The sequence below is a fragment of the Mesorhizobium sp. L-8-10 genome (assembly GCF_016756635.1).
GTDB lineage: Bacteria > Pseudomonadota > Alphaproteobacteria > Rhizobiales > Rhizobiaceae.
Genome location: NZ_AP023263.1, coordinates 4,051,797 through 4,071,511, shown reverse-complemented (window position 1 = coordinate 4,071,511; position 19,715 = coordinate 4,051,797). Strand labels below are relative to the sequence as shown.

The following is a 19,715-nucleotide window of genomic DNA, read 5'->3' as shown; positions in this document are numbered from 1 at the left end:
TTCACCTTTCCCCTGGCATGCGGATCTCGGGCAGATTGGGCAGGCCGAAATCGGAAAGATCGGCGGCGCGGGCCGGTGCGGCGCTGCGAACGGCCGAGCGCAGCCGCGCCGAGCGGGCGCGCGGATTGGCGGCCACTTCCGCCTCGGAGGGAACGACCGGCTTGCGGGCTTTCTCGAAGGTCGGCACCACGGCTTGCGTCTCCGGCAGGTAACGCGAGCCGGCGGGGCTGCTCGAACGATCGGCGAGGAAGCGCTTGACGATGCGGTCTTCCAGCGAATGGAAGGTGACGACGGCCAGCCGCCCGCCGGGCTTCAGCGCGCGCTCGGCCGCGAGCAGCGCCCGCGCCAGCTCGCCGAGCTCGTCATTGACGAAGATGCGCAGCGCCTGGAAGACGCGTGTGGCGGGATGGATCTTGTCCTTGGGATTGCGGCCGATGAAGGTCTCGATCGCGTCGGCAAGCTCCAGCGTGCGGGCGAAGGGTTTCGTCTCGCGCCTTTTCTCGATCATGCGGGCGATGCGCCCGGCATGCCGCTCCTCGCCGAGGAAACCGAAGATGCGGGCGAGGTCGCCCGCCTTGAAGCGGTTGACCACGTCGGCAGCGCTCGGGCCCGCCTGGGCCATGCGCATGTCGAGCGGCCCGTCGGCGCGAAAGGAAAAGCCGCGCTCGGCCTGGTCGAGCTGCATGGAAGAGACGCCGATGTCGAGCACGACGCCGTCGACGGCCTCGACGTGCTGGTCGAGCTCCGAGAACGGCGCCTCGACGAGCCGCAGCTTACCGCCGGCTTCGGCCTCCAGGGCGCGGCCGGTCGCGACGGCGTCGGGGTCGCGGTCGATCGCGACGACACCGGCGCCGCGGGCGATGAGCGCCCTGGTGTAGCCGCCGGCGCCGAAAGTGCCGTCGACGATGACGGCGCCGTCGACCGGCTCAAGCGCGGCGACCACTTCGTCGAGCAGGACCGGAATGTGGCGAGCCGGTCCGCCGGCGGCATCGGGATCCGAGCCGTGACCCGCCATCATTCCGCCGCCCCCGCCTGACGCGACCGGGTTGCGGCCGCCTGGCGCAGCGACAGCAGCCTGGCGCGCACCTCCTTCGAATGCGCCCTCAGCCGCGCCGGCTCCCAGATCTGGAAGAAATGGCCGCGGCCGACGAAGGCCACCTCCGTCGTGATGCCGGTGTGGTCGCGCAGGAATTCGCTCACGCCGATCCGGCCGTCCTGGTCGAGTTTCAGGAAGGTCCCGTCCCCGTGACAGAAGAAGGACATGTCGTCCGCCGTCTGCAGGAAGGGATCCTCCAGCGCGATGCGCGCCTCGTAGCGGTCGAGCAGGTCGAGGCCGCCGACATCGAGCGCCGGCACCTCCAGCGCGCGCAATGCATAGAGCTCCTGATAGCCGCGCTTCTGCAGCACGGAACGGAAATGCGCCGGCACGGAGACCCGCCCCTTGGCGTCGATCCTGTTCACAGCATTGGACAGAAATCGGTCCATCACCCGATGCAGCCGCTCTCGCAGCCGCGCCCCTCGTATCAAGGCCTTCCGCGCCGCCCCGGCGCGGTCCCTTCAGCCAGCAAAATCCTCCGTGCCGGGGATAAGCAGCCATATGCCGGACAGCCGCCGCGGCTGCCGGTCTGGCGAACGCTTCACCCCTTACCGAAACGAAGTCTTGAATGGGTTCATGGGATATCATGGGGTGATATGGGCGTCAACGGGAACAAGCTACACGGACTGGCCGGAGGCAGCTATTGCGGGCCGCTTCCCGGGTAATCGGCATTTATCGGCCATTAAGCCTAACAGATGGTTTATGAGGGCTTTTTTCGGCTACGGCCGGCGGGTGGCGCTCCGCCATGATCAGGCGGGGAGCGTGCTTGCCGAAATCGATTTCGGATTTCGGGCCGATGCGCTAGACCGGCCCCGACATCCCCCTGCCCATCGAAAGCCCTGCCCATGTCCGATACCAACCAGTCCCGCGCGGCCAGCCTCGCCCATCTGAGGGGCGAGACCCTGGCCAAGGGCGAGCCCGTGGCGCTGCCGCTGACCATGGCCTCGATGTTCCATCTGCCCGGCGACCCCGCAGGGTTCAGCCAGTACGGCCGCTTCAACAACCCGACCTGGGATGCGGTGGAGAAGATGCTCGGCCATCTCGAAGGCGCGACCGCGCTCGGCTTTCCCTCAGGGATGGCCGCGACTTCGGCGGTGTTCTTCGCACTTCTGAAGAGCGGCGACAGGATCCTGCTGCCGAGCGACGGCTATTACACGACACGCATGCTGGCCGAGCGTTTCCTGAAGCCGCTCGGCATCGGCGCCGACACGCGGCCGACCTCGTCCTTCCTCGAGGGCAGCTTCGCCGGCTACCGGCTGGTCTTCGTCGAGACGCCGGCCAATCCGAGCCTCGACATCTGCGACATGGCGGCGGTCGCCGCGGCCGCCCATGCCGAAGGTGCGATCGTGGTGGCCGACAACACGACGATGACGCCCTACGGCCAGCGGCCGCTCGACCTCGGCGCCGACATCGTCGTGGCGGCGGACACCAAGGCGCCGAATGGACATTCCGACGCGCTGTTCGGCCACGTCGCCAGCCGCGACGACAAGATCGTGGCGGCGGTGGCGGACTGGCGCAAGCTGGCGGGCGGCATTCCCGGCCCGTTCGAGGCCTGGCTGGTCCATCGCGGCCTCGAAACGCTGGAGCTGCGTTTCGACAGAATGTGCGGCTCGGCCGAGATTTTGGCGCGCCGTCTGGCCGGCCACAAGGTGGTGCGGTCGGTGCGTTTTCCCGGGCTGGAGACGGACCCGTCGCACAATCTGGCGCGGGCCCAGATGGAGCGCTTCGGCTTCCTGATCGGCCTGACGCTGGGAACGGAGGCGAAGGCCGAGGCCTTCATCGATGGCTGCGCGCTGATCCAGCCGGCAACCTCCTTCGGCGGCGTGCATACGTCGGCCGAGCGCCGCGCGCGCTGGGGCGACGCCGTCGCGCCGGGATTCGTCAGGCTTTCGGTGGGATGCGAGCCGGTCGAGGAACTGTGGAAAGCAATCGAGGCGTCGCTCGACGGGCTGGGCTGAGGCTCGATCGGCTCAGGTCAGGGCATCCTCGCCCGACAGGTCAAAGTCTTCGGCGGCAATGTCGCGCCGGCCGTGCATGACGCGCAGAATGACGACCGTCCGGTCGTCCACGTGATAGAAGGTGACGTATTGGCCGACGACCAGATGACGGAGATTCGGCAGCACGTCGTCTCTTGTCGAGCCGGAGAAAGGCTGCGTCGCGAGCAGTTCGAGCCGCCGCGTGACATCCATGATCAACTTCACGGAAGCGCGGGATTGAATTCGGCGATGTAGTCCGCGATCGCCTCCAGATCCGCTTCCGCCTGCGGAGAAAACCGATAGCTCACTGCCCCTTCGACCGCGCTGCCCGCGCCTCATATTTTGCGCGCAGACGCACCATGACCATCGGTCCGTCGTTGGACGGCCCGCTGTCGATCCCTTCCTGGATGAGCGCCCGCAATTCCTCCAGCGTATAGCCGAACAGGTCGCGCCGTTCCTTCCAGTCGCGCAAGGCCTCGCGGATGACCTCGCTGGCCGAGGCATATTCGCCGGCGGCCACGGCCGCATCAACCGCCGTGGCAAGTTCGGGCGAAAGGGTGATGCTGCGCTTGTCGACATTGGCGGTCATGGCGATCTCCTTTGCGGCGATGGTACGATTTAATCGCACCAAACGCAACGGCCAAGAACCTGCGAGGCTGCAGCCTCCCAGGATCAAGTGCCGCGCGAACAGACGCCCGCAACTTGCTGAACAGGAGAAAAAAGTGCCAGCCGGCCTGTAAGCCGGGTTCTGTATGGCCCCGGCACCTTGCGGCACCGGAACGTGGCGGCCATTCATCTTGTGCGCATGTCGCCATGCGCCTCACGCAACCCACCCGGATGGCAGGCAGGAAACCGCCCCGAGGGTCGCCCCTCACGCCATCCCTATTCGGTTTTGCTCCCGGTGGGGTTTGCCGTGCCGCTCCTGTTGCCAGTCGCGCGGTGGGCTCTTACCCCACCCTTTCACCCTTGCCCCGCCGATGCTCCGGCTCGCCCGGCGCCGGAAAATCAGCGCTGAGCCGGAAGATGGGCGGGGCGGTTTGCTTTCTGTGGCACTTTCCCTGGGGTCGCCCCCGCCGGATGTTATCCGGCACCGTGTTTCCATGGAGCCCGGACTTTCCTCACCTGATACCTTTCGGCGATTGCAGGTGCGGCCGCCCGGCCAGCTGGCGCCCCGTATAAAGGGGTTCGCCGGGAAAAATGCAAATGAAAAGCCGGGAGGACGCCGCAAAATCCCCGCTTCGCGGATATTCGGGCACGCCCTGCGCGATCAGCTTCCGCCGAGCTGGCGCTTCACTTTCGAGCAATAGGCGGCCGATACCGGGTTCATCCGCTTGGCGGCGTGGCCGGCATTGTATTTCAGAATGGTCTGGCAGGTCGCGCCGCCGCCGAGTTCATGCGCCATTCCCAGATATTTCATGCCGTATTTGATGTTGGTCTCGGGATTGAAGAGATCCTTGACCGAACCGCTGTAGCCCATCATGCGCGCCGTCGCCGGCTTGATCTGCATCAGCCCGACCTCGCCAGCGCTGCCGCGGGCGTCGACGCGGTAGTTGCTTTCGACGGTGATCACCGCATGGGCAAGCGACACCGGCACCCCGTAGGAGGAAGCGTAGCGGCTGATGATGGCGTGAAACGGCCCATCGGCGGCGGCCGGCTTGCCGGCGTCCTTTTTTGAGCCTGCGGCAAGGGCGGCCGCGATCTTCTGCCTGTCCTGATTGTCTGCCGGAGCGTTCAGGCCGGCATCCTTTTTCGGCCGCGCGGCGGAAGCGGTCGCGCTCGCCCGCCTGGTCTCCTTGCGGGCGGGCGCGGCGGCCGCGACCTTCTTTGTCGGCTTGCGGGCGCTTTCCTGCTTGCTGGCCTGCTTGCTGGCCTGCTTGCGGGCCGTCGCCTTCGGGTCCGGCTTGACCCGCCCCGCGATCGAGCCCGTTTTCATCTTGTCGACCTCCTCGTCGAGGCCCGCAACCGGCGCGACGGGATAGGTGTGGAACTCCCGACCGATACTGACTGTTATGGTCTTCTTCGAGCTGTCCTTCGGCTTCGGCTTGGCGGCTTCCGGCCGGGCAAGGGTCGGTGCCTCCTGCGCATCGGCAGCAAACGTCATCATGCCGGCAGCGAAGGCTGCCGCGGCAACAGTCAGGTTTCTCATAAAAGTTTCGGTCTCTGTCTGGCTCCGCCGATCGTCCGGCGGATGGTTGATCTTGAGGCCCGCCCGTCAGGACCGGCCTTTCTTTTCCCCCGGACGACACACAAATTCGATCCGGCACAGACTGCCTGTCGCAATCGAAATAGGGTCAACAATGGCAGGAAAAGTCACTTTGGGTGACAGGTTGTAACCTTGGTCGGATTCGCGCCTTTCCAGAGGAGAACCTCGACAAAAAGCTTACGTTAGGTAATCCGAATAGGGGATAGCAGGCCTCGGCAATAGCCACCGATCGTTAGATCTATGACATCGGCCCAATGATCTAAATCAATCCGGGGAAACGCGATGCGTAGCTTTGGGTGCGCGGCCTTCTACTGTCGGATGGATCGACATTGTCGTCGGAAGGCATGGTTGGCTTCGAAGCAGCCGGCTCCATGACGCGTCCAAAGGACGCACTGCCCCTATGCAAGCGATCCCGGCAGCGAAGCCAGCAGGCGATGCAGGGTCTCGACCGTCGAGCGATCGGCTACGCCGTCGATCCGCGCGGGACGAAAATGACGCTGGAACGCCTCGACCACCGTCTTCGTCAACGTATCGAACTCGCCCGAGATCCCGATGCCATAGCCGTAGAGCGCCAGCATGGACTGCAGCGCCTCGACCGGCTCGCCACGATCGCCTGACGTCAGGAACCGGCCGCCGCCGATCGGCGCGGGCTCGACCAGATGGCCGACACCGGCTGCGAACAGGGTCGGCCAGGGGAACTTCTCGCCGGGATCGATCTTGCGGCCGGGTGACACGTCGGAATGGGCAAGCACCCGTTCAGGCCTGATGTCGTGGCGATCGATGATGCCGCGGCAAAGGTCGATGACGCTGGCGATCTGGCAGTCGGGGAAATCGGGATACCCGAAGGCATGGCCCGGATTGACGATCTCGATGCCGATCGAACTGGAATTGATGTCGGCGCGGCCACGCCACGACGCCTTGCCCGCATGCCACGCACGGTCGCTCTCGCGCACCATCTGCACGATGTGACCGTCCTCCTCGACGAGGTAATGAGCGGAGACGTCGCTGACGGGATCGCACAGCCAGGCGACGGCGGAATCGCCTGTCTGCATGCCGGTATAGTGGAGAAGGATGATGTCGGGCCGGACGCAGTCGCGACGCGGGCCGAAATTCGGCGATACCCTGACTTCGGCCCGATCGTGGTCCGGAAGGAATCCGGTCATACGTGCCTCAGCCCCTTCTCGATCAGTTCGTAGGCGGCGTTGATGGCGGCGATGCGCGTCGTGGCGATGGCGACGAATTCCTGCGGCAGGCCGCGCGCGATCAGCCGGTCGGGGTGGTTCTCCGCGACCAGCTTGCGGTAGCGCTTGCGCACCTCGTCGAAAGGCTGCCCGCGCTCGACCCCCAGCACGACATAGGGATCGGCGTCGCCGAGTTCGACATGGCGGGCGAGGATGGCCTGATATCGCGCTTCGTCGATCTGGAAGATCTGCGCGATGCGATGCAGGAAGCGCCCTTCCCGCTCGTGCAGTACCCCGTCGGCCTTGGCGATGAAGAACAGTCCGTCGAGGATGTCGGTCAGCATGCCGCAGTTCGGGCGGCCGGAGCCGCAAAGGCCGGCAATGCGCTCGGCATAGGACTCGAAGCCGGCGACATCCTGCTTGGCCAGGTCGAAGAGACGGGCCACATTGCGGGCCTCCTCTGCCGGCATGGTGAATATCTTGCGGAATGCGTGCACTTCGTCCTGGGTGACGATGCCGTCGGCCTTGGCCATCTTGGCCGACAGCGCGATCATGGCCACCGAAAAGGCCACCTTGCGGCGCAGTTCGGGGTCGCCGACGAAAATGGTGCGCAAGGCGTCGACCACATCCGCCGCGCCCGACCGGGTCGAGGACGAAATGCGTGTCACGAACTCGCCGAGGCGGAACCAGATCGACATGGCGGCTTCATAAGGCCTTAAGCCGGAAATGGCGAGGCGGTTCATCGCCGCGGCGAAGGGTTTTCCGGCTTTGTCCCGCGGCATCCGCCGATCCGTGCCGGCGAACGGTCAGGACGGCGAGCCGAGACCGGGCCGCCCGGCGGTCGGCCGGGCGCAATTTCCCGGCCGAAGCCCCCGAGAAATGCCGGGGGCCGCTCCGGCGGCGCAGCCGGCTACTGGACGCCGAGCGCCTGCCTGGCGGCTGCCTCGGCCTGATCGCCGATCTGCTTGATCAAGTCCTCGCTCTGGCCGGCGGCCTTGGCGGCGGCTTCGGCATTGGCGCGGGACGCAGCGATCGCCTGCTGTTTCTGCTCGTCCGTCATCGTGGCCGCCTGCTCCTGCAGCGCCTTCTGCGCGTCCTGCAAGACCTGGTCGGCACCCGGCGCCGGTTTGGTCGCCTGGTCGGTCGTCGTGGTCGTCGACGGCGCCGATTCGGCCGGAGCCGTCGCAGCGGGCTGCTCGCTCTTGACCGGAGCGCTTTCGCTCTTCTGCTCGCTCTCGCCGCAGGCGGCCAGCGCCAGCATGGACAAGCCAGCCAGCGGGATAAGAAGCAACTTTTTCATGGGTCCCTCGTCTTGCCTCCAAAAACCCCCGCCGTTCGCCGCTACATAGGCCAATTACGGCAAAGTTGCGTCGGCAAGGCGACATACCCCATGGTTGTCGAAGCAGGAAGAGGAGCGGCCGGCATCTCTACCGACCGCCCCGCCAGCGGAAACGTCTTGGGATCTAGATCGGCAGGCGCGCCGACGAAATCGGCGCGGCCGCCTTGTTTGTCGGGCCGATGCCCGGTCAGTTCGCCGGGGCAGGCTCGGCCGGCGCCGGATTCTCCGCAGGTGCGGGCTCCGTCGGGGCAGCGGCGGGAGGCGTGGCCTGCTCTTCGGCCGGCGGCGTGGTGCTCTGGGTGGTGGTGGTGTCGGTATTGTCGCTGCATGCCGCCACCGCAAGCAGGCCGGCCGCGCAAATCGAACCGAGGACAAGTTTTCTCATGCTTCTCTCCTTTGGGAACGACACCCGGTCGACCGGGCGGTTCGGGTGTGAAATGCATGTCCCCGCTTTTCGGTTGCGTCACTTACGCTAACCGGAATTAACATTCTGTCATAAGGGTTTGGCTCCCCGCCGGACTTATCCTATAGGCTTGAGCCGGCATGTCTCTCGGGAAGGAGGACCGACGGTGAAATCCGCGAAATGGGACTTCTGGATCGACCGTGGCGGGACCTTCACCGATGTCATCGGGCGAGATCCCGAGGGCCGGCTCCATCCGCGAAAGCTGCTGTCGGAGAATCCCGAAGCCTATCGCGATGCCGCGATCCAGGGCATTCGCGATCTGCTCGGCCTGGCACCCGGCGAGCCGGTCCCGCCGCGGCGCGTCGGCGAGGTCAAGATGGGCACCACGGTCGCCACCAATGCGCTTTTGGAACGCAAGGGCGACCGGGTGCTGCTGCTCGTCAGCAGAGGTTTCCGCGATGCCCTGCGCATCGCCTATCAGGCCCGACCCGACATCTTCGCCAAGGAGATCGTGCTGCCCGAGCAACTCTACGAGCGTGTGGTCGAGGTCGACGAGCGGGTGCGCGCCGACGGCTGCGTGGAGCGGCTGCTCGACATCGCCGCGTTGCAGCCGGCACTGGAGGCGGCGACGACCGACGGCATCGAAGCCGTCGCCATCGTCTTCATGCATTCCTGGAAATATCCCGAACATGAACAGGCCGTGGCGAGGGCCTGCCGCAAGATGGGCTTCGCCCAGGTCTCGGTCAGCCACGAAGTCTCGCCGCTGGTGAAGCTGGTCGGCCGCGGCGACACCACCGTCGTCGACGCCTATCTGTCCCCGATCCTGTCGCGCTATGTGCGAGAGGTGACGGGGGAATTGGGAGTTGTCCCACCCCCTGAAGGGGAGATCGCTGCGAGGCAGCTGGAGGGCGAAGGCGGAGACGGCGTCGGGCGCAAGAGCATGTCGAGCACTGCCGGGCTGACCCCACCCGGCGGCTTCGCCGCCACCCTCCCCTCAAGGGGGAGGGAGGCGCCTCGCCTGATGTTCATGATGTCTTCAGGCGGCCTGACCGCGGCCGGCATGATCCAGGGCAAGGACGCGCTTCTGTCCGGGCCGGCCGGCGGCGTGGTCGGCATGGTCGAGACCGCAAGGCTCGCCGGCTTCGGCAAGGTGATCGGCTTCGACATGGGCGGCACCTCGACCGATGTCGCCCATTACGACGGCGACTATGAGCGCGCCTTCGACACCGAGGTCGCGGGCGTGCGCGTGCGGGCGCCGATGATGCGCATCCACACCGTGGCGGCCGGCGGCGGCTCGATACTCCATTTCGAGGCCGGCCGCTTCCGCGTCGGCCCGGATTCTGCCGGCGCCAATCCCGGTCCTGCCTGCTACCGACGCGGCGGCCCGCTCGCCGTCACGGACGCCAATGTCATGCTGGGCAAGCTGCAGCCGGATTTCTTCCCCTCGATCTTCGGCCCCGCGCAGGACCAGCCGCTCGACGACGCCGTGGTGCGCCAGACATTCGAGGAGCTCGCCCGCGAGATCGGCGACGGCCGCAGTCCTGAAGCCGTCGCGGAAGGGTTCGTGACGATCGCGGTCGAGAACATGGCCAATGCCGTCAAGAAGATCTCCGTGCAGCGCGGCTACGACGTGACCGAATATCTGCTCAACTGCTTCGGCGGCGCCGGCGGCCAGCATGCCTGTCTCGTCGCCGACGCGCTCGGCATGGAGGCCGTGCTCATCCATCCCTTCTCCGGCCTGCTTTCGGCTTACGGCATCGGGCTCGCCGCCGTCTTCGCCTCGCGCCAGCAGGCCCTGCTGAAGCCGCTCGACGAAAGCTCGCTCGAGGCCATCGACGAGCTCGTCGGGACGTTGCGGCAGGGGGTCTTCGACGACCTGGCAAGCCAGGGCATCGATGCTGCCGATATCGCCTGGCGGCCGGTGCTGCACATCCGCTACGACGGGACGGACACCGCACTGCCGGTCGATTTCAAGGACGCCACGATCGCCGATGCCCGCCTCGCCTTCGAGGCCGCCCACCGCGCCCAGTTCGGCTTCGTCTACGACGGCAAGCCGATGGTGGTCGAGGCGATCGGCGTCGAGGGGGTGGACCGGCGCGAGACCGGACGCGACGAGCGCGACTTGCCGACGAGCGAAGAGCGGCCCGAGCCGGCCGAAACCCGGAAGCTGTTCTGCGACGGCGGCTGGCACGAGGCCGGCATCTTCCACCGCGCCGCCTTGAGACCCGGACAGAAGCTCGCCGGACCGGGGCTGGTGATCGAGGCGCATCAGACGATCGTCGTCGAGCCGGGCTGGCAGGCAGAGATCACCGCCAAGGACCATGTGCTGATGCGGCGGATCGAAGCCAGGCGCAACCGGGCGGCCCTCGGCACCGACGCCGACCCCGTGATGCTGGAGGTTTTCAACAACCTCTTCATGTCGATCGCCGAGCAGATGGGCGTGACGCTGCAGAACACGGCCTATTCGGTCAACATCAAGGAGCGCCTGGATTTCTCCTGCGCCGTGTTCGACCGCAACGGCGCTCTTGTCGCCAATGCCCCGCATATGCCGGTGCATCTGGGCTCGATGGACCGTTCCGTCGAGACGATCATCCGATTGAACGCGGGCGGCATCAGCCCCGGCGACGTCTTTGCCCTCAATGCGCCCTACAATGGCGGAACTCATCTGCCCGACATCACGGTGGTGACGCCGGTCTTCGACGATGCCGGCACGAATGTGCTGTTCTACACGGCCTCGCGCGGACATCATGCCGATATCGGCGGCACCGCACCGGGCTCGATGACGCCGCTCGCGACCACGGTCGACGAGGAAGGCGTGCTGTTCGACAATTTCCGGCTGGTCGAGCGCGGTCGCTTCCGCGAAGCCGAACTCGAAGCACTGCTCACCGATCATCGCTATCCCGCCCGCAATCCCCGCCAGAACGTCGCCGACCTCAAGGCGCAGATCGCAGCCAACGAGAAAGGCGCGGCCGAGTTGAGGAAGATGGTGGCGCATTTCGGCCTCGACACGGTCGAGGCCTATATGAGCCATGTCCAGGACAATGCGGCCGAAAGCGTCCGGCGCGTTCTCGAACGCCTGCCCGACAGGTCCCGCTACGAATATCCGACCGATACCGGCCAGGTGATCAAGGTCGAGATCACGGTCGACCGGGACAGGCGCGAGGCGACGGTCGACTTCACGGGCACCTCGCAGGTCGAGAAGAACAACTTCAATGCGCCCGAACCGGTCGCCCGCGCAGCCGTGCTTTATGCCTTCCGGGTCATGGTCGAGGGCCAGATACCCATGAATGCCGGCTGCCTGCGGCCTATCCGGATCGTGATCCCCGAAGGCTGCATGCTGAAGCCGGCCTATCCGGCCGCGGTGGTGGCGGGCAATGTCGAGACCTCGCAGCACGTGACCAATGCGCTGTTCGGCGCGATGGGGGCGCTGGCCAATGCGCAGGGCACGATGAACAACCTGACCTTCGGCAACGACAGATACCAGTATTACGAGACCATCTGCTCCGGCTCGCCCGCCGGCCGCATGAATGACGGGCGCGGCTTCGCCGGCACATCCGGTGTCCACACCCACATGACCAATTCACGGCTGACCGATCCGGAAATCCTGGAACTGCGTTTCCCCGTGCTGCTCGAGGATTTTTATATCCGCGCCGGCTCCGGCGGCAAGGGTCGGTGGGACGCGGGCGACGGCACCCGCCGCACGATCCGCTTCCTGGAAAGGATGGAATGCGCGATCCTGTCGTCGCACCGATCGCACCCGCCGCGCGGACTGGACGGCGGCGGCGACGGCGAAACAGGCTCGACCGAGGTCCGCCGCAAGGACGGTTCGGTCGAAAGGCTGAGGGCCTGCGACCAGACCGTGCTGGAGGCGGGCGAGGCCGTCATCGTGACGACACCGACGGCCGGAGGTTTCGGCAAGAAGTAGCCCGCCACTTCAGTCCCTGAGTGGGCTCCGAGTTTACGCCGCCGTTCGCCACCTCGAACTGGGCGATGGTGTCCTGAAGCTGGCGGTCGAGAACGACGCGATCCGTCACCACGACCGCAGTGCGAAAATCGGTTGGTCGGACGGATCGTGCAGAGTCACCAACCGATGCGCCGTCGCGGGCATGGGCAAGCATCTTCAGAACGGCGTCGATCTGATGGGAACGCGGGAAGATCAGCGCTCCCTTGCCGTTGGTGCTGTCGAGGTGGAGAAATCGCCCGATGATATCGAGAAGGATATCGCGGGAGAAATCGCCAGTCCTCATGGTGCGCCCCAGGGGCAGTGTTCTCGTTATTCAGCGGCTTCCCTGATCGCCCTCACGATCCATTCATTCAGGCTCTTGCCCGCCGCCGCCGCCGCAATGACTGCCGCGGCATGATCGTCAGGATCGAGGCGGACATTGAACCTTCCGGAGAATTTCCGGCGCGGTTCGATTCCCTTTTCCCGGCACATTTCGAGATAGACGGTCAATGACTTACTGCCTTCCTCGATCAGAGCGTGGACGCTTTCAGCATAAAAGTCGGCACCGCCATTCAGGCCGACAAACTCGCCGCGCAGCATCTGAATCTCGGGGTCAAAGGCGATAACCGCCTTTTCGCCATTGATTTCGATTACGTTGTTCATGGCCTTACTCCGTGTTCGTCCAGCCACTTCCGAATGCTGGCGACCGCGCCTTTATCCGTATCCGGCGAAGGATGGGGGCGGTGGAAGACGCGCACTTCGCCAAACAGGAAGACACCTATGCGCGATCCCTCCCGCTCGCTGACTTCTGCTCCGAGGGCGACAAACAGCGCCTCGATATCGGTCCAGCGAATAGCTCCGCTGACGGGCCGAGCGAAGATGGATTCGAGCGTGGCCCTGTGACGCTTTTTCATCGAAATCCAGTATCATCATATAGTACCATTTCCAAGGGCGAATTCTAGCCTCGACGCGGAGCCACCCAGGAGTTTGGTCCCAACAATTCATCGAACAGGTCGCCAAACTATTGCTCGAGCACCCCGGCTTCCGTGACCGGAACGGGATAGGGTCAGTCATCGGTGACGGTCCATGTGGAGAGGTCGTGCTTGGGCGAGCGGCCAATCGGGACATGGTATCCCAACAGTTCTTCAAGTTGCTCCGATGCGGTCGGCGGCCTGATGCGGCGGGCGCGAGGCGCTGCACCCGCTCCGTCGTCGTCAGCGCGATCAGACGTCATCGAAGTCGAACTCGGTCTTCGGACGCCATCCGACAGGGTTGGCGACCCATGGGTTGATGTCGGATTCTTTCCATCCCGTGCCGTTGGTGCTGATTTTGAGCTGGGCCGGGAACGTGCCCTCCGCGATCTTGCGGTAGATGGTGAAGCGGGAGAGCATGGCAGGTCGAGCGCAGCAGGCGCACGCGGCATCCGATCGAACTCGGCGGCCTCGTCGTCAAGGCAGAGGTCGTGGACCTAACCGGCGACGACCGCGCGATCATCTACGGTGCCCTGCTCTGGATGGCCGACAAGCTCCGAAGAACACCACTATCGGTCGCGGCCCGGTGGCCGACAGGGCCTGTCACGCGCCTGTCATGGCCCCGCGATACCCGCTTGCGCCAACGCAACAGGGGAATCGCTTCCAATGACCGACCTCTCCGGGGATATCGGCCTAGAGCAAGGGCGACTGCGCAAGAACCGCCGGCTCGGCAAGGCGATCTACCAGAATCGGGCCCTGTCCAAGGATGGCCTGTCGGAACGCCTCTTCGCCTTGCTGTTCTCCGGCCTCGTCTACCCCCAGATCTGGGAAGACCCCGACGTCGACATGGAAGCGATGCAACTGGCGGAAGGCCACCGCATCGTCACGATCGCGTCGGGCGGCTGCAACGTGCTCGCCTATCTTACCCGGTCGCCGGCGCAGATCGACGCGGTGGACCTGAACACGGCCCATGTGGCGCTGAACCGGATGAAGCTGACGGCAGTGCGCCACCTGCCCGCCCACGCCGACCTTTTCCGCTTCTTCGGCGAGGCGGGACACCCGGCCAACACGGCCGCCTATGACCGTTTCGTCGCGCCGCATCTCGATGCGCGTTCGCGGGCCTATTGGGAGCGCCGCAACTGGCTCGGCAAGCGGCGCATCACCGTGTTCCGCAAGAATTTCTACCGGACCGGCCTGCTCGGCCTGTTCATCGCCCTCGGCCACAGGGTGGCGAAGCTGCATGGCGTCGATCCCGCGGCCATCATGGAGGCGCGGTCGCTGCACGACCAGCGGCGCTTCTTCGAAGAGGAACTGAAGCCGATCTTCCGCAAGCCGCTGCTGCGTCGCGCGACATCGCTGAAGGCATCGCTGTTCGGCCTCGGCATTCCGCCGGCACAATACGATTCCCTCATCACATCGGGCGACGGCACCATGGCCAGCGTGCTTTCGGCCCGCCTGGAAAAGCTCGCCTGCCATTTTCCGCTGCGCGAGAACTACTTCGCCTGGCAGGCTTTCGCGCGCCGTTACCCGAAGCCGGGAGAAGCCGCCCTGCCCGCCTATCTCGAGCAGGGCAACCACGCCGTCATCAAGCGCAACGCCGACCGTGTCGCCATTCACAATGTAAACTTCACCGAACTCCTGAGCCGCAAGCCTGCCGGTTCCGTCAACCGCTACGTGCTGCTCGACGCCCAGGACTGGATGAACGATGCGCAGCTCAACGCACTGTGGACCGAGATCACCCGCACCGCCGCCCCCGGCGCGCGCGTCATCTTCCGGACCGCCGCGGAGCCGTCGCTGCTGCCCGGGCGGGTCTCGGAAAGCATCCTCGGCCGTTGGCGCTACGAGGAAGAGCAGTCACGGGAACTGGCAGCGCGCGACCGCTCGGCCATCTATGGCGGCTTCCATCTCTATGTGCTGAAAGACCAATGACCGCTGCCGGAAGCCACGCCGCGCTCATGGACGGCGTCTATCGCCGCCAGCGCCATATCTACGACGCCACCCGCAAATACTACCTTCTGGGTCGCGACAGCATGATCGCCGGGCTAAGGGCGCCCGACGGCGGCACCGTACTGGAACTCGGCTGCGGCACTGGTCGCAATCTCGTTCTCGCCGCACGCCGTTACCCCAAAGCGCGTTTCTTCGGGCTGGACATCTCCACAGCCATGCTCGAAACGGCAGCCCGCGCCGTCGCGCAGGACGGCGCCGGCCCGCGTGTGAAGCTCGCCCAGGGCGACGCCACCGCCTTCAATGCGCAGGCCCTGTTCGGTGAAGCCGGCTTCGACCGCGTCTTCGTCTCCTATTCGCTATCCATGATCCCCGGCTGGGAAAAAACGATCGCCGCAGCGCTGGCCGTGCTGAAGCCCGGCGGATCGCTCCATATCGTCGACTTCGGCCGGCAGGAGCGCCTGCCGGCCTGGTTCAAGCGCCTGCTGCGCGCCTGGCTCGCCAAATTCCACGTCACACCGCGTGACGCGATGGCCGAAGTCCTGGAATCGGAATCCCGGAAAGCGCACGCAAGCCTTTCATTTCGCTCGCTATTCCGGGGCTACGCAGTCCACGCCGTCGTGACGCGACCGGCCTGAGTCTCGCGGCATTGCGGGCCTGGCGCCATGGCGCCGCCTATTGGACGGCCTTCACCAAGGCCGCGACAAGCGCCTGCGCCTTGTATCCGAGCTTCGAAGGCGTCAGCCCGAGCCGCACCACGACCAGCTTCCGCGACGGAATGACGGCGACCGACTGGCCGTCATGGCCGAGGAACCAGTAGGCATCGGACGGAAGGTCGAAGCCCTTGTCGGGGTTCTCGCCGGCAGGAGTGCCGGCATCCGACCCGTGAAGCCAGACCTGGCCACGCCCATATTCGCCCTTCGAGGCTGGCACCGCCTCGCGCATCCAGGATACGAAGCCCGGCGGAAGGATCTCCGTGCCGTTCCAGACGCCGTCCTGCAGCATGAACTGGCCGAAACGCGCCCAATCGCGCGCGGTGGCGTAGAGATAGGACGAGCCGACGAAAGTGCCGCGCGCATCGGTCTCCAGCACGGCGCTGGACATACCGATCGGATCGAACAGCGCCTGCTTCGGCCAGGCCAGCGCCTTGTCCGGCTCGCCCAGCGCGTTCTGCCAGATCCTGGAGAGCATCACCGTGGTGCCGCTCGAATAGCTCCATACCTTGGCGACATCGCCGTCGAGCGGCTTGGCGGAAGCGAAACCGGCCATGTCGGGCTCCAAATAGAGCATCCGGGTGACGTCGGCGACGTCGCCATAGTCCTCATTGAAGGCAAGCCCGCTCGACATCGCCATCAGGTCGGCGAGGCTGATCGCGGCGCGGCCATCCGCCTTCCAGTCCGGAAAGAGGTCCTTGTGCTCGACGGAGATCATCCCGGCCTTGACCAGCGTGCCGACGACCGCGGCCGTCACCGATTTGGTCATCGACCAGCCGAGCAGCGGCGTCTTCGTTGAAAAACCCTCGCCGTAACGCTCGCCGACGATGCGTCCGTTATAGACCACGACCACCGCGCGCATGCCGGCACCGGTCAGGGCCGGATCGTCAAGCACCGTGGCGATATCAGGGTCCTGTGACGGCTCGACGGCGTCGCCCTCCGGCCAGATGCCCGCGCTCTCCGGCAGGGCGTCGCCGAGCGAAGGCGGAACCGGCACGGCGGCGAGGTCGCCATCCGGCACGTCGGTACAGCCAAAACCGTCGCGTGCCACCGCCACGGCCCTGCCGAAGACGCCGAACAGGCCGGCGGTCACCGTCCTGGCATCGGCATCCACCGAGACGCGCATGAACCTGAGGATGGGATGGCCGGGCGCCTGCACGTCGAGCGCCAGGACCTGCCCCGCATCGCGGCCGACGATGAAGACGTTGGAACAGACGATCTTGGCCGAGTATCCGGACGCGACGCGGATCAGGGCGGGCGGCGCGAAATAGAGCCAACCGGCCAGGACGGCCAGGACGACGACCACGAGCACGACCAGCCATTTGACGATTTTCAACGCGATCCGCACCTTCCCCTCCTCGTGCTTCGCATTTCGGCCATGGATTTGCCGCGATTTGTCGGGCAAGGTTTATCACCTTTCGAGGGTGATCAACCGAAAATCAACCTTGATGGTTGATGAAGGGGGACTGCCGGTTCGCAGCGTGGGGCTGCGGGCCGTTCCAGTTCAGAACTGACCCGAGCTCGGCCGGCGCCATCGCCGGTGGAATGCGAGTGCCGCGCGTCCCGCATGACGACCGAGTCCGGCCCTACAGCATGTCGCGCGAAAAAGGCTTCACGCGACATGATGTAGTTCCTGATTTTGCGCATGTCTTATCCCGAAGCCGCCGCACACTTTCGGGAGACATGCATTAAGGAGCAGCGATGCGTCGTCTCGCCGTCTTGATCTCGAGTGCGCTGGCCTTGATGGCGCCGCTCGCCGCCTGCACCGCGATCGACTACGATCTGGTTCCCTCGGCCAGCGTCAAGACGACCACCGAAAGCCTATCGCGAACGTCGTCGGCCGGCATGGTCGCGGTGCGCGCCCCGCGCTTCGACGACAACGATCCGCACGACTGGAATGGCCGCACGCCCTGGCACTACGAGGTGCATGGCACCGACGTCTCCAAATACCAGCGATCCGTCGACTGGGGGCTGGCCCGGAAGAGCGGCGTCTCCTTCGCCTTCATCAAGGCGACCGAGGGCGGCGACCGTCTCGACGACAAGTTCGCCGACCACTGGAACGGCGCCAGGCTCGCGGGCGTCCCTCGTGCCGCATATCATTTCTTCTATTTCTGCCGGCCCGCCGCGGAGCAAGCCGCCTGGTTCATCCGCAATGTGCCGCGCGACCGCTCCGCGATGCCGCCTGTCCTCGACATGGAGTGGAATCCCGACTCGCCGACCTGCAAGCTGCGTCCCGATGCGGCGACGGTGCGCCGCGAGATGCGGGTGTTCCTCACTGCGGTGGAGAAGCACTACGGCAAGAAGCCGATCATCTATACCTCGATCGACTTCTTCGACGACAACGGCCTCGCCGCGTTCCGCGACTACCCTTACTGGCTCCGTTCCGTCGCGGGCCATCCCACCGAACGATACGGAAGCCATCCCTTCTCGTTCTGGCAATATACCGGAACAGGCGTCATCCCCGGCATCAAGGGCAATGCCGACATCAATGTCTTCAACGGCAATGTCGCCGCCTGGAGGAAATGGCTGAAGGCCCACGCGTCGTGAGGGGCACGTCGCCGATCAGCTTTTCGTGATCGGCATTCGGCGCCTTGCGGCGTTACGGCTTTTTGCAACGTCAGGGGATTGTGCTACGGCCCGCCCCAATTTGGATGTTTTGCCTGCTTTTGGCCATGTCATTGCGGCAGGAGCGGCGCAGTCAAATCGGAGAGAGCAGATGGTCCTGCCGAGAACGTTGTTTGCGGCCCTTGCCGCCTTTTGTGTGTCTGCGCCTGCGTTGGCGCAGGAATGCGGTGGCGATTTCGAAGCCTGGAAATCGGCGGTGGCCGAGCAGGCGCGCCAGGCCGGCGTCGGCGAACTCGGCCTTTCGGCCCTCGCCAATGCCAGGATCGATCCCGAAGTGCTGAAGCGCGACCGCGCCCAGGGTGTCTTCTCGCAGACTTTCGCCGAATTCTCCGGGCGTATGATCAACAGCTACCGGCTGAAGAACGGCGCTGCCAACCTGAAGAAATATGCCGACATATTCGCCCGGGCCGAGCAGGAATTCGGCGTGCCCGGCGCAGTGACGACCGCCTTCTGGGCGCTGGAGACGGATTTCGGCGCGGTGCAGGGCGATTTCGGCACGCTGAACGCGCTGGTCACGCTGGCTCACGACTGCCGTCGCCCGCAGCTTTTCCAGCCGCAGGTGGTGCCGCTCCTCACCCTGATCGATCGCGGCATCCTCCCCGCCGACACCAAGGGAGCCTGGGCCGGCGAGATCGGCCAGACGCAGATCCTGCCTTCCGACTATCTGGCGCGCGGCGTCGATGGTGACGGGGACGGCAAGGTGGATTTGCGCGGCAGCGCGCCCGACGTGATCATGACGACCGCCAACAAGCTTCTGCATCGCGGGTGGAAGCGCGGCGAGCCCTGGCTCCAGGAGGTCCGCGTGCCCGACGAGATGCCCTGGGAAGAAACCGGCCGCACCAACAAGCTGCCGCTGTCGCAATGGGCGAGTTGGGGCGTCACCAATCCGGACGGCAGCGCGCTCGAGGACGAGGGCCTCAAGGCCGGCCTCGTGCTGCCGATGGGACGCAAGGGCCCTGCCTTCCTTACCTACGACAACTACGACATCTATCTCGAGTGGAACCAGTCCTTCACCTACACCCTGACCGCGGCTCACCTCGCCTCGCGGCTCGCCGGCGCCCCGGCCTTCGACCGCCGCAATCCCGAGGAAGGCCTGCCGCCCGAGGCCATGAAGGTGCTGCAGCGCAAACTCGAGGACAAGGGCTACGATGTCGGCAAGGTCGACGGCATCCTGGGCATCAACACCCGCGAGGCCGTAAGGCAGGAACAGATGCGCCTCGGCTTCCCGGTCGACGGCTGGCCGACGCCGGCGCTGTTGGCGAATATATGAAGGAAGCGAATAGCGAGTAGCCAATAGCGAATAGGGGAAAGAAGAGGCGGA

Annotated in this window: 21 protein-coding genes, 1 other RNA gene and 1 pseudogene; 7 read left to right on the top strand and 16 right to left on the bottom strand. The window is 65.5% G+C overall.

Features of this window, described 5'->3' with window-relative positions:
• Window position 1 precedes the first annotated feature (1 nt).
• Window positions 2-1,018: a 16S rRNA (cytosine(1402)-N(4))-methyltransferase RsmH gene (gene rsmH, locus JN280_RS18760; protein ID WP_202314224.1), complete on the bottom strand. Its 1,017-nt coding sequence runs from the start codon at window positions 1,016-1,018 to the stop codon at window positions 2-4.
• Window positions 1,015-1,485: a division/cell wall cluster transcriptional repressor MraZ gene (gene mraZ / locus JN280_RS18755; protein WP_202314222.1), complete on the bottom strand. Its 471-nt coding sequence runs from the start codon at window positions 1,483-1,485 to the stop codon at window positions 1,015-1,017. Before mraZ ends, rsmH begins: the two co-directional genes overlap by 4 nt.
• 456 nt (window positions 1,486-1,941) lie before the next feature.
• On the opposite strand from mraZ, the gene JN280_RS18750 reads away from it, so the two are divergent.
• Window positions 1,942-3,054 (top strand): cystathionine gamma-lyase, encoded by a 1,113-nt coding sequence (locus tag JN280_RS18750; protein ID WP_202314220.1) that lies wholly within the window; start codon window positions 1,942-1,944, stop codon window positions 3,052-3,054.
• Between the two features lie 12 nt (window positions 3,055-3,066).
• Here the strand turns inward: JN280_RS18750 and JN280_RS18745 are convergent, their stop codons facing one another.
• From JN280_RS18745 to JN280_RS18705, 9 genes are all read right to left on the bottom strand, one after another.
• The gene (locus JN280_RS18745) at window positions 3,067-3,297 is read right to left on the bottom strand and encodes a type II toxin-antitoxin system RelE/ParE family toxin (RefSeq protein ID WP_446720829.1); all 231 of its coding nucleotides are present in this window, start codon (window positions 3,295-3,297) and stop codon (window positions 3,067-3,069) included.
• Window positions 3,294-3,380 carry a type II toxin-antitoxin system RelE/ParE family toxin gene (locus JN280_RS40305; protein WP_202314873.1) on the bottom strand — a complete coding sequence of 29 codons (87 nt, stop codon included), beginning with the start codon at window positions 3,378-3,380 and terminating at the stop codon, window positions 3,294-3,296. The genes JN280_RS18745 and JN280_RS40305 overlap by 4 nt, the downstream gene beginning before the upstream one ends.
• The gene (locus JN280_RS18735) at window positions 3,377-3,661 is read right to left on the bottom strand and encodes a type II toxin-antitoxin system ParD family antitoxin (RefSeq protein ID WP_202314216.1); all 285 of its coding nucleotides are present in this window, start codon (window positions 3,659-3,661) and stop codon (window positions 3,377-3,379) included. The genes JN280_RS40305 and JN280_RS18735 overlap by 4 nt, the downstream gene beginning before the upstream one ends.
• A 132-nt stretch (window positions 3,662-3,793) precedes the next feature.
• Window positions 3,794-4,239: RNase P RNA component class A (gene rnpB / locus JN280_RS18730), an RNA gene on the bottom strand.
• Between the two features lie 100 nt (window positions 4,240-4,339).
• Window positions 4,340-5,218: a lytic transglycosylase domain-containing protein gene (locus JN280_RS18725; protein ID WP_244743411.1), complete on the bottom strand. Its 879-nt coding sequence runs from the start codon at window positions 5,216-5,218 to the stop codon at window positions 4,340-4,342.
• A 455-nt stretch (window positions 5,219-5,673) separates the two neighbouring features.
• On the bottom strand, window positions 5,674-6,438 hold the full coding sequence (locus tag JN280_RS18720; RefSeq protein WP_202314214.1) for an N-acetylmuramoyl-L-alanine amidase: 765 nt from the start codon (window positions 6,436-6,438) through the stop codon (window positions 5,674-5,676).
• Window positions 6,435-7,154 (bottom strand): J domain-containing protein, encoded by a 720-nt coding sequence (locus JN280_RS18715; RefSeq protein WP_202314871.1) that lies wholly within the window; start codon window positions 7,152-7,154, stop codon window positions 6,435-6,437. The genes JN280_RS18720 and JN280_RS18715 overlap by 4 nt, the downstream gene beginning before the upstream one ends.
• A gap of 212 nt (window positions 7,155-7,366) precedes the next feature.
• Window positions 7,367-7,756 carry a hypothetical protein gene (locus tag JN280_RS18710; RefSeq protein WP_202314212.1) on the bottom strand — a complete coding sequence of 130 codons (390 nt, stop codon included), beginning with the start codon at window positions 7,754-7,756 and terminating at the stop codon, window positions 7,367-7,369.
• 226 nt (window positions 7,757-7,982) lie between these two features.
• Window positions 7,983-8,180 (bottom strand): hypothetical protein, encoded by a 198-nt coding sequence (locus tag JN280_RS18705; protein ID WP_202314210.1) that lies wholly within the window; start codon window positions 8,178-8,180, stop codon window positions 7,983-7,985.
• Between the two features lie 184 nt (window positions 8,181-8,364).
• Here JN280_RS18705 and JN280_RS18700 point away from each other — a divergent pair, with 184 nt between their 5' ends.
• Window positions 8,365-12,123: a hydantoinase B/oxoprolinase family protein gene (locus JN280_RS18700; RefSeq protein WP_202314208.1), complete on the top strand. Its 3,759-nt coding sequence runs from the start codon at window positions 8,365-8,367 to the stop codon at window positions 12,121-12,123.
• Here JN280_RS18700 and JN280_RS18695 read toward each other — a convergent pair.
• The 4 genes from JN280_RS18695 to JN280_RS18680 form a co-directional block, all read right to left on the bottom strand.
• Window positions 12,080-12,445 (bottom strand): hypothetical protein, encoded by a 366-nt coding sequence (locus JN280_RS18695; protein ID WP_244743410.1) that lies wholly within the window; start codon window positions 12,443-12,445, stop codon window positions 12,080-12,082. The two genes, JN280_RS18700 and JN280_RS18695, sit on opposite strands and share 44 nt — an antisense overlap.
• Before the next feature lie 26 nt (window positions 12,446-12,471).
• Entirely contained in the window at window positions 12,472-12,741 is a 270-nt protein-coding gene (locus tag JN280_RS39495) for a type II toxin-antitoxin system HicB family antitoxin (protein ID WP_244743409.1), read from the bottom strand.
• 59 nt (window positions 12,742-12,800) lie between these two features.
• Entirely contained in the window at window positions 12,801-13,055 is a 255-nt protein-coding gene (locus JN280_RS18685) for a type II toxin-antitoxin system HicA family toxin (protein WP_202314206.1), read from the bottom strand.
• A 309-nt stretch (window positions 13,056-13,364) separates the two neighbouring features.
• Entirely contained in the window at window positions 13,365-13,532 is a 168-nt protein-coding gene (locus JN280_RS18680) for a helix-turn-helix transcriptional regulator (RefSeq protein ID WP_202314204.1), read from the bottom strand.
• Window positions 13,533-13,567: 35 nt separating this feature from the next.
• On the opposite strand from JN280_RS18680, the pseudogene JN280_RS18675 reads away from it, so the two are divergent.
• From JN280_RS18675 to JN280_RS18665, 3 genes and pseudogenes are all read left to right on the top strand, one after another.
• A pseudogene (locus JN280_RS18675) lies at window positions 13,568-13,672 on the top strand (conjugal transfer protein TraD); the annotation flags it as partial.
• Between the two features lie 106 nt (window positions 13,673-13,778).
• The gene (locus JN280_RS18670) at window positions 13,779-15,041 is read left to right on the top strand and encodes a DUF3419 family protein (protein ID WP_202314202.1); all 1,263 of its coding nucleotides are present in this window, start codon (window positions 13,779-13,781) and stop codon (window positions 15,039-15,041) included.
• A complete protein-coding gene (locus tag JN280_RS18665) occupies window positions 15,038-15,694 on the top strand; it encodes a class I SAM-dependent methyltransferase (RefSeq protein ID WP_202314200.1) in 657 nt (218 codons plus the stop codon). The genes JN280_RS18670 and JN280_RS18665 overlap by 4 nt, the downstream gene beginning before the upstream one ends.
• A 37-nt stretch (window positions 15,695-15,731) precedes the next feature.
• Here JN280_RS18665 and JN280_RS18660 read toward each other — a convergent pair whose 3' ends face one another.
• Complete coding sequence (locus JN280_RS18660) at window positions 15,732-17,117, bottom strand: serine hydrolase domain-containing protein (protein WP_202314198.1); 1,386 nt, start codon at window positions 17,115-17,117, stop codon at window positions 15,732-15,734.
• Window positions 17,118-17,470: 353 nt separating this feature from the next.
• Between JN280_RS18660 and JN280_RS18655 the strand changes: the two genes are divergently transcribed.
• Window positions 17,471-18,316, top strand: a complete 846-nt coding sequence (locus tag JN280_RS18655; protein ID WP_202314196.1) for a glycoside hydrolase family 25 protein — start codon at window positions 17,471-17,473, stop codon at window positions 18,314-18,316.
• A gap of 169 nt (window positions 18,317-18,485) precedes the next feature.
• Window positions 18,486-19,664 carry a lytic murein transglycosylase gene (locus JN280_RS18650; RefSeq protein WP_202314194.1) on the top strand — a complete coding sequence of 393 codons (1,179 nt, stop codon included), beginning with the start codon at window positions 18,486-18,488 and terminating at the stop codon, window positions 19,662-19,664.
• Window positions 19,665-19,715: the final 51 nt, after the last annotated feature.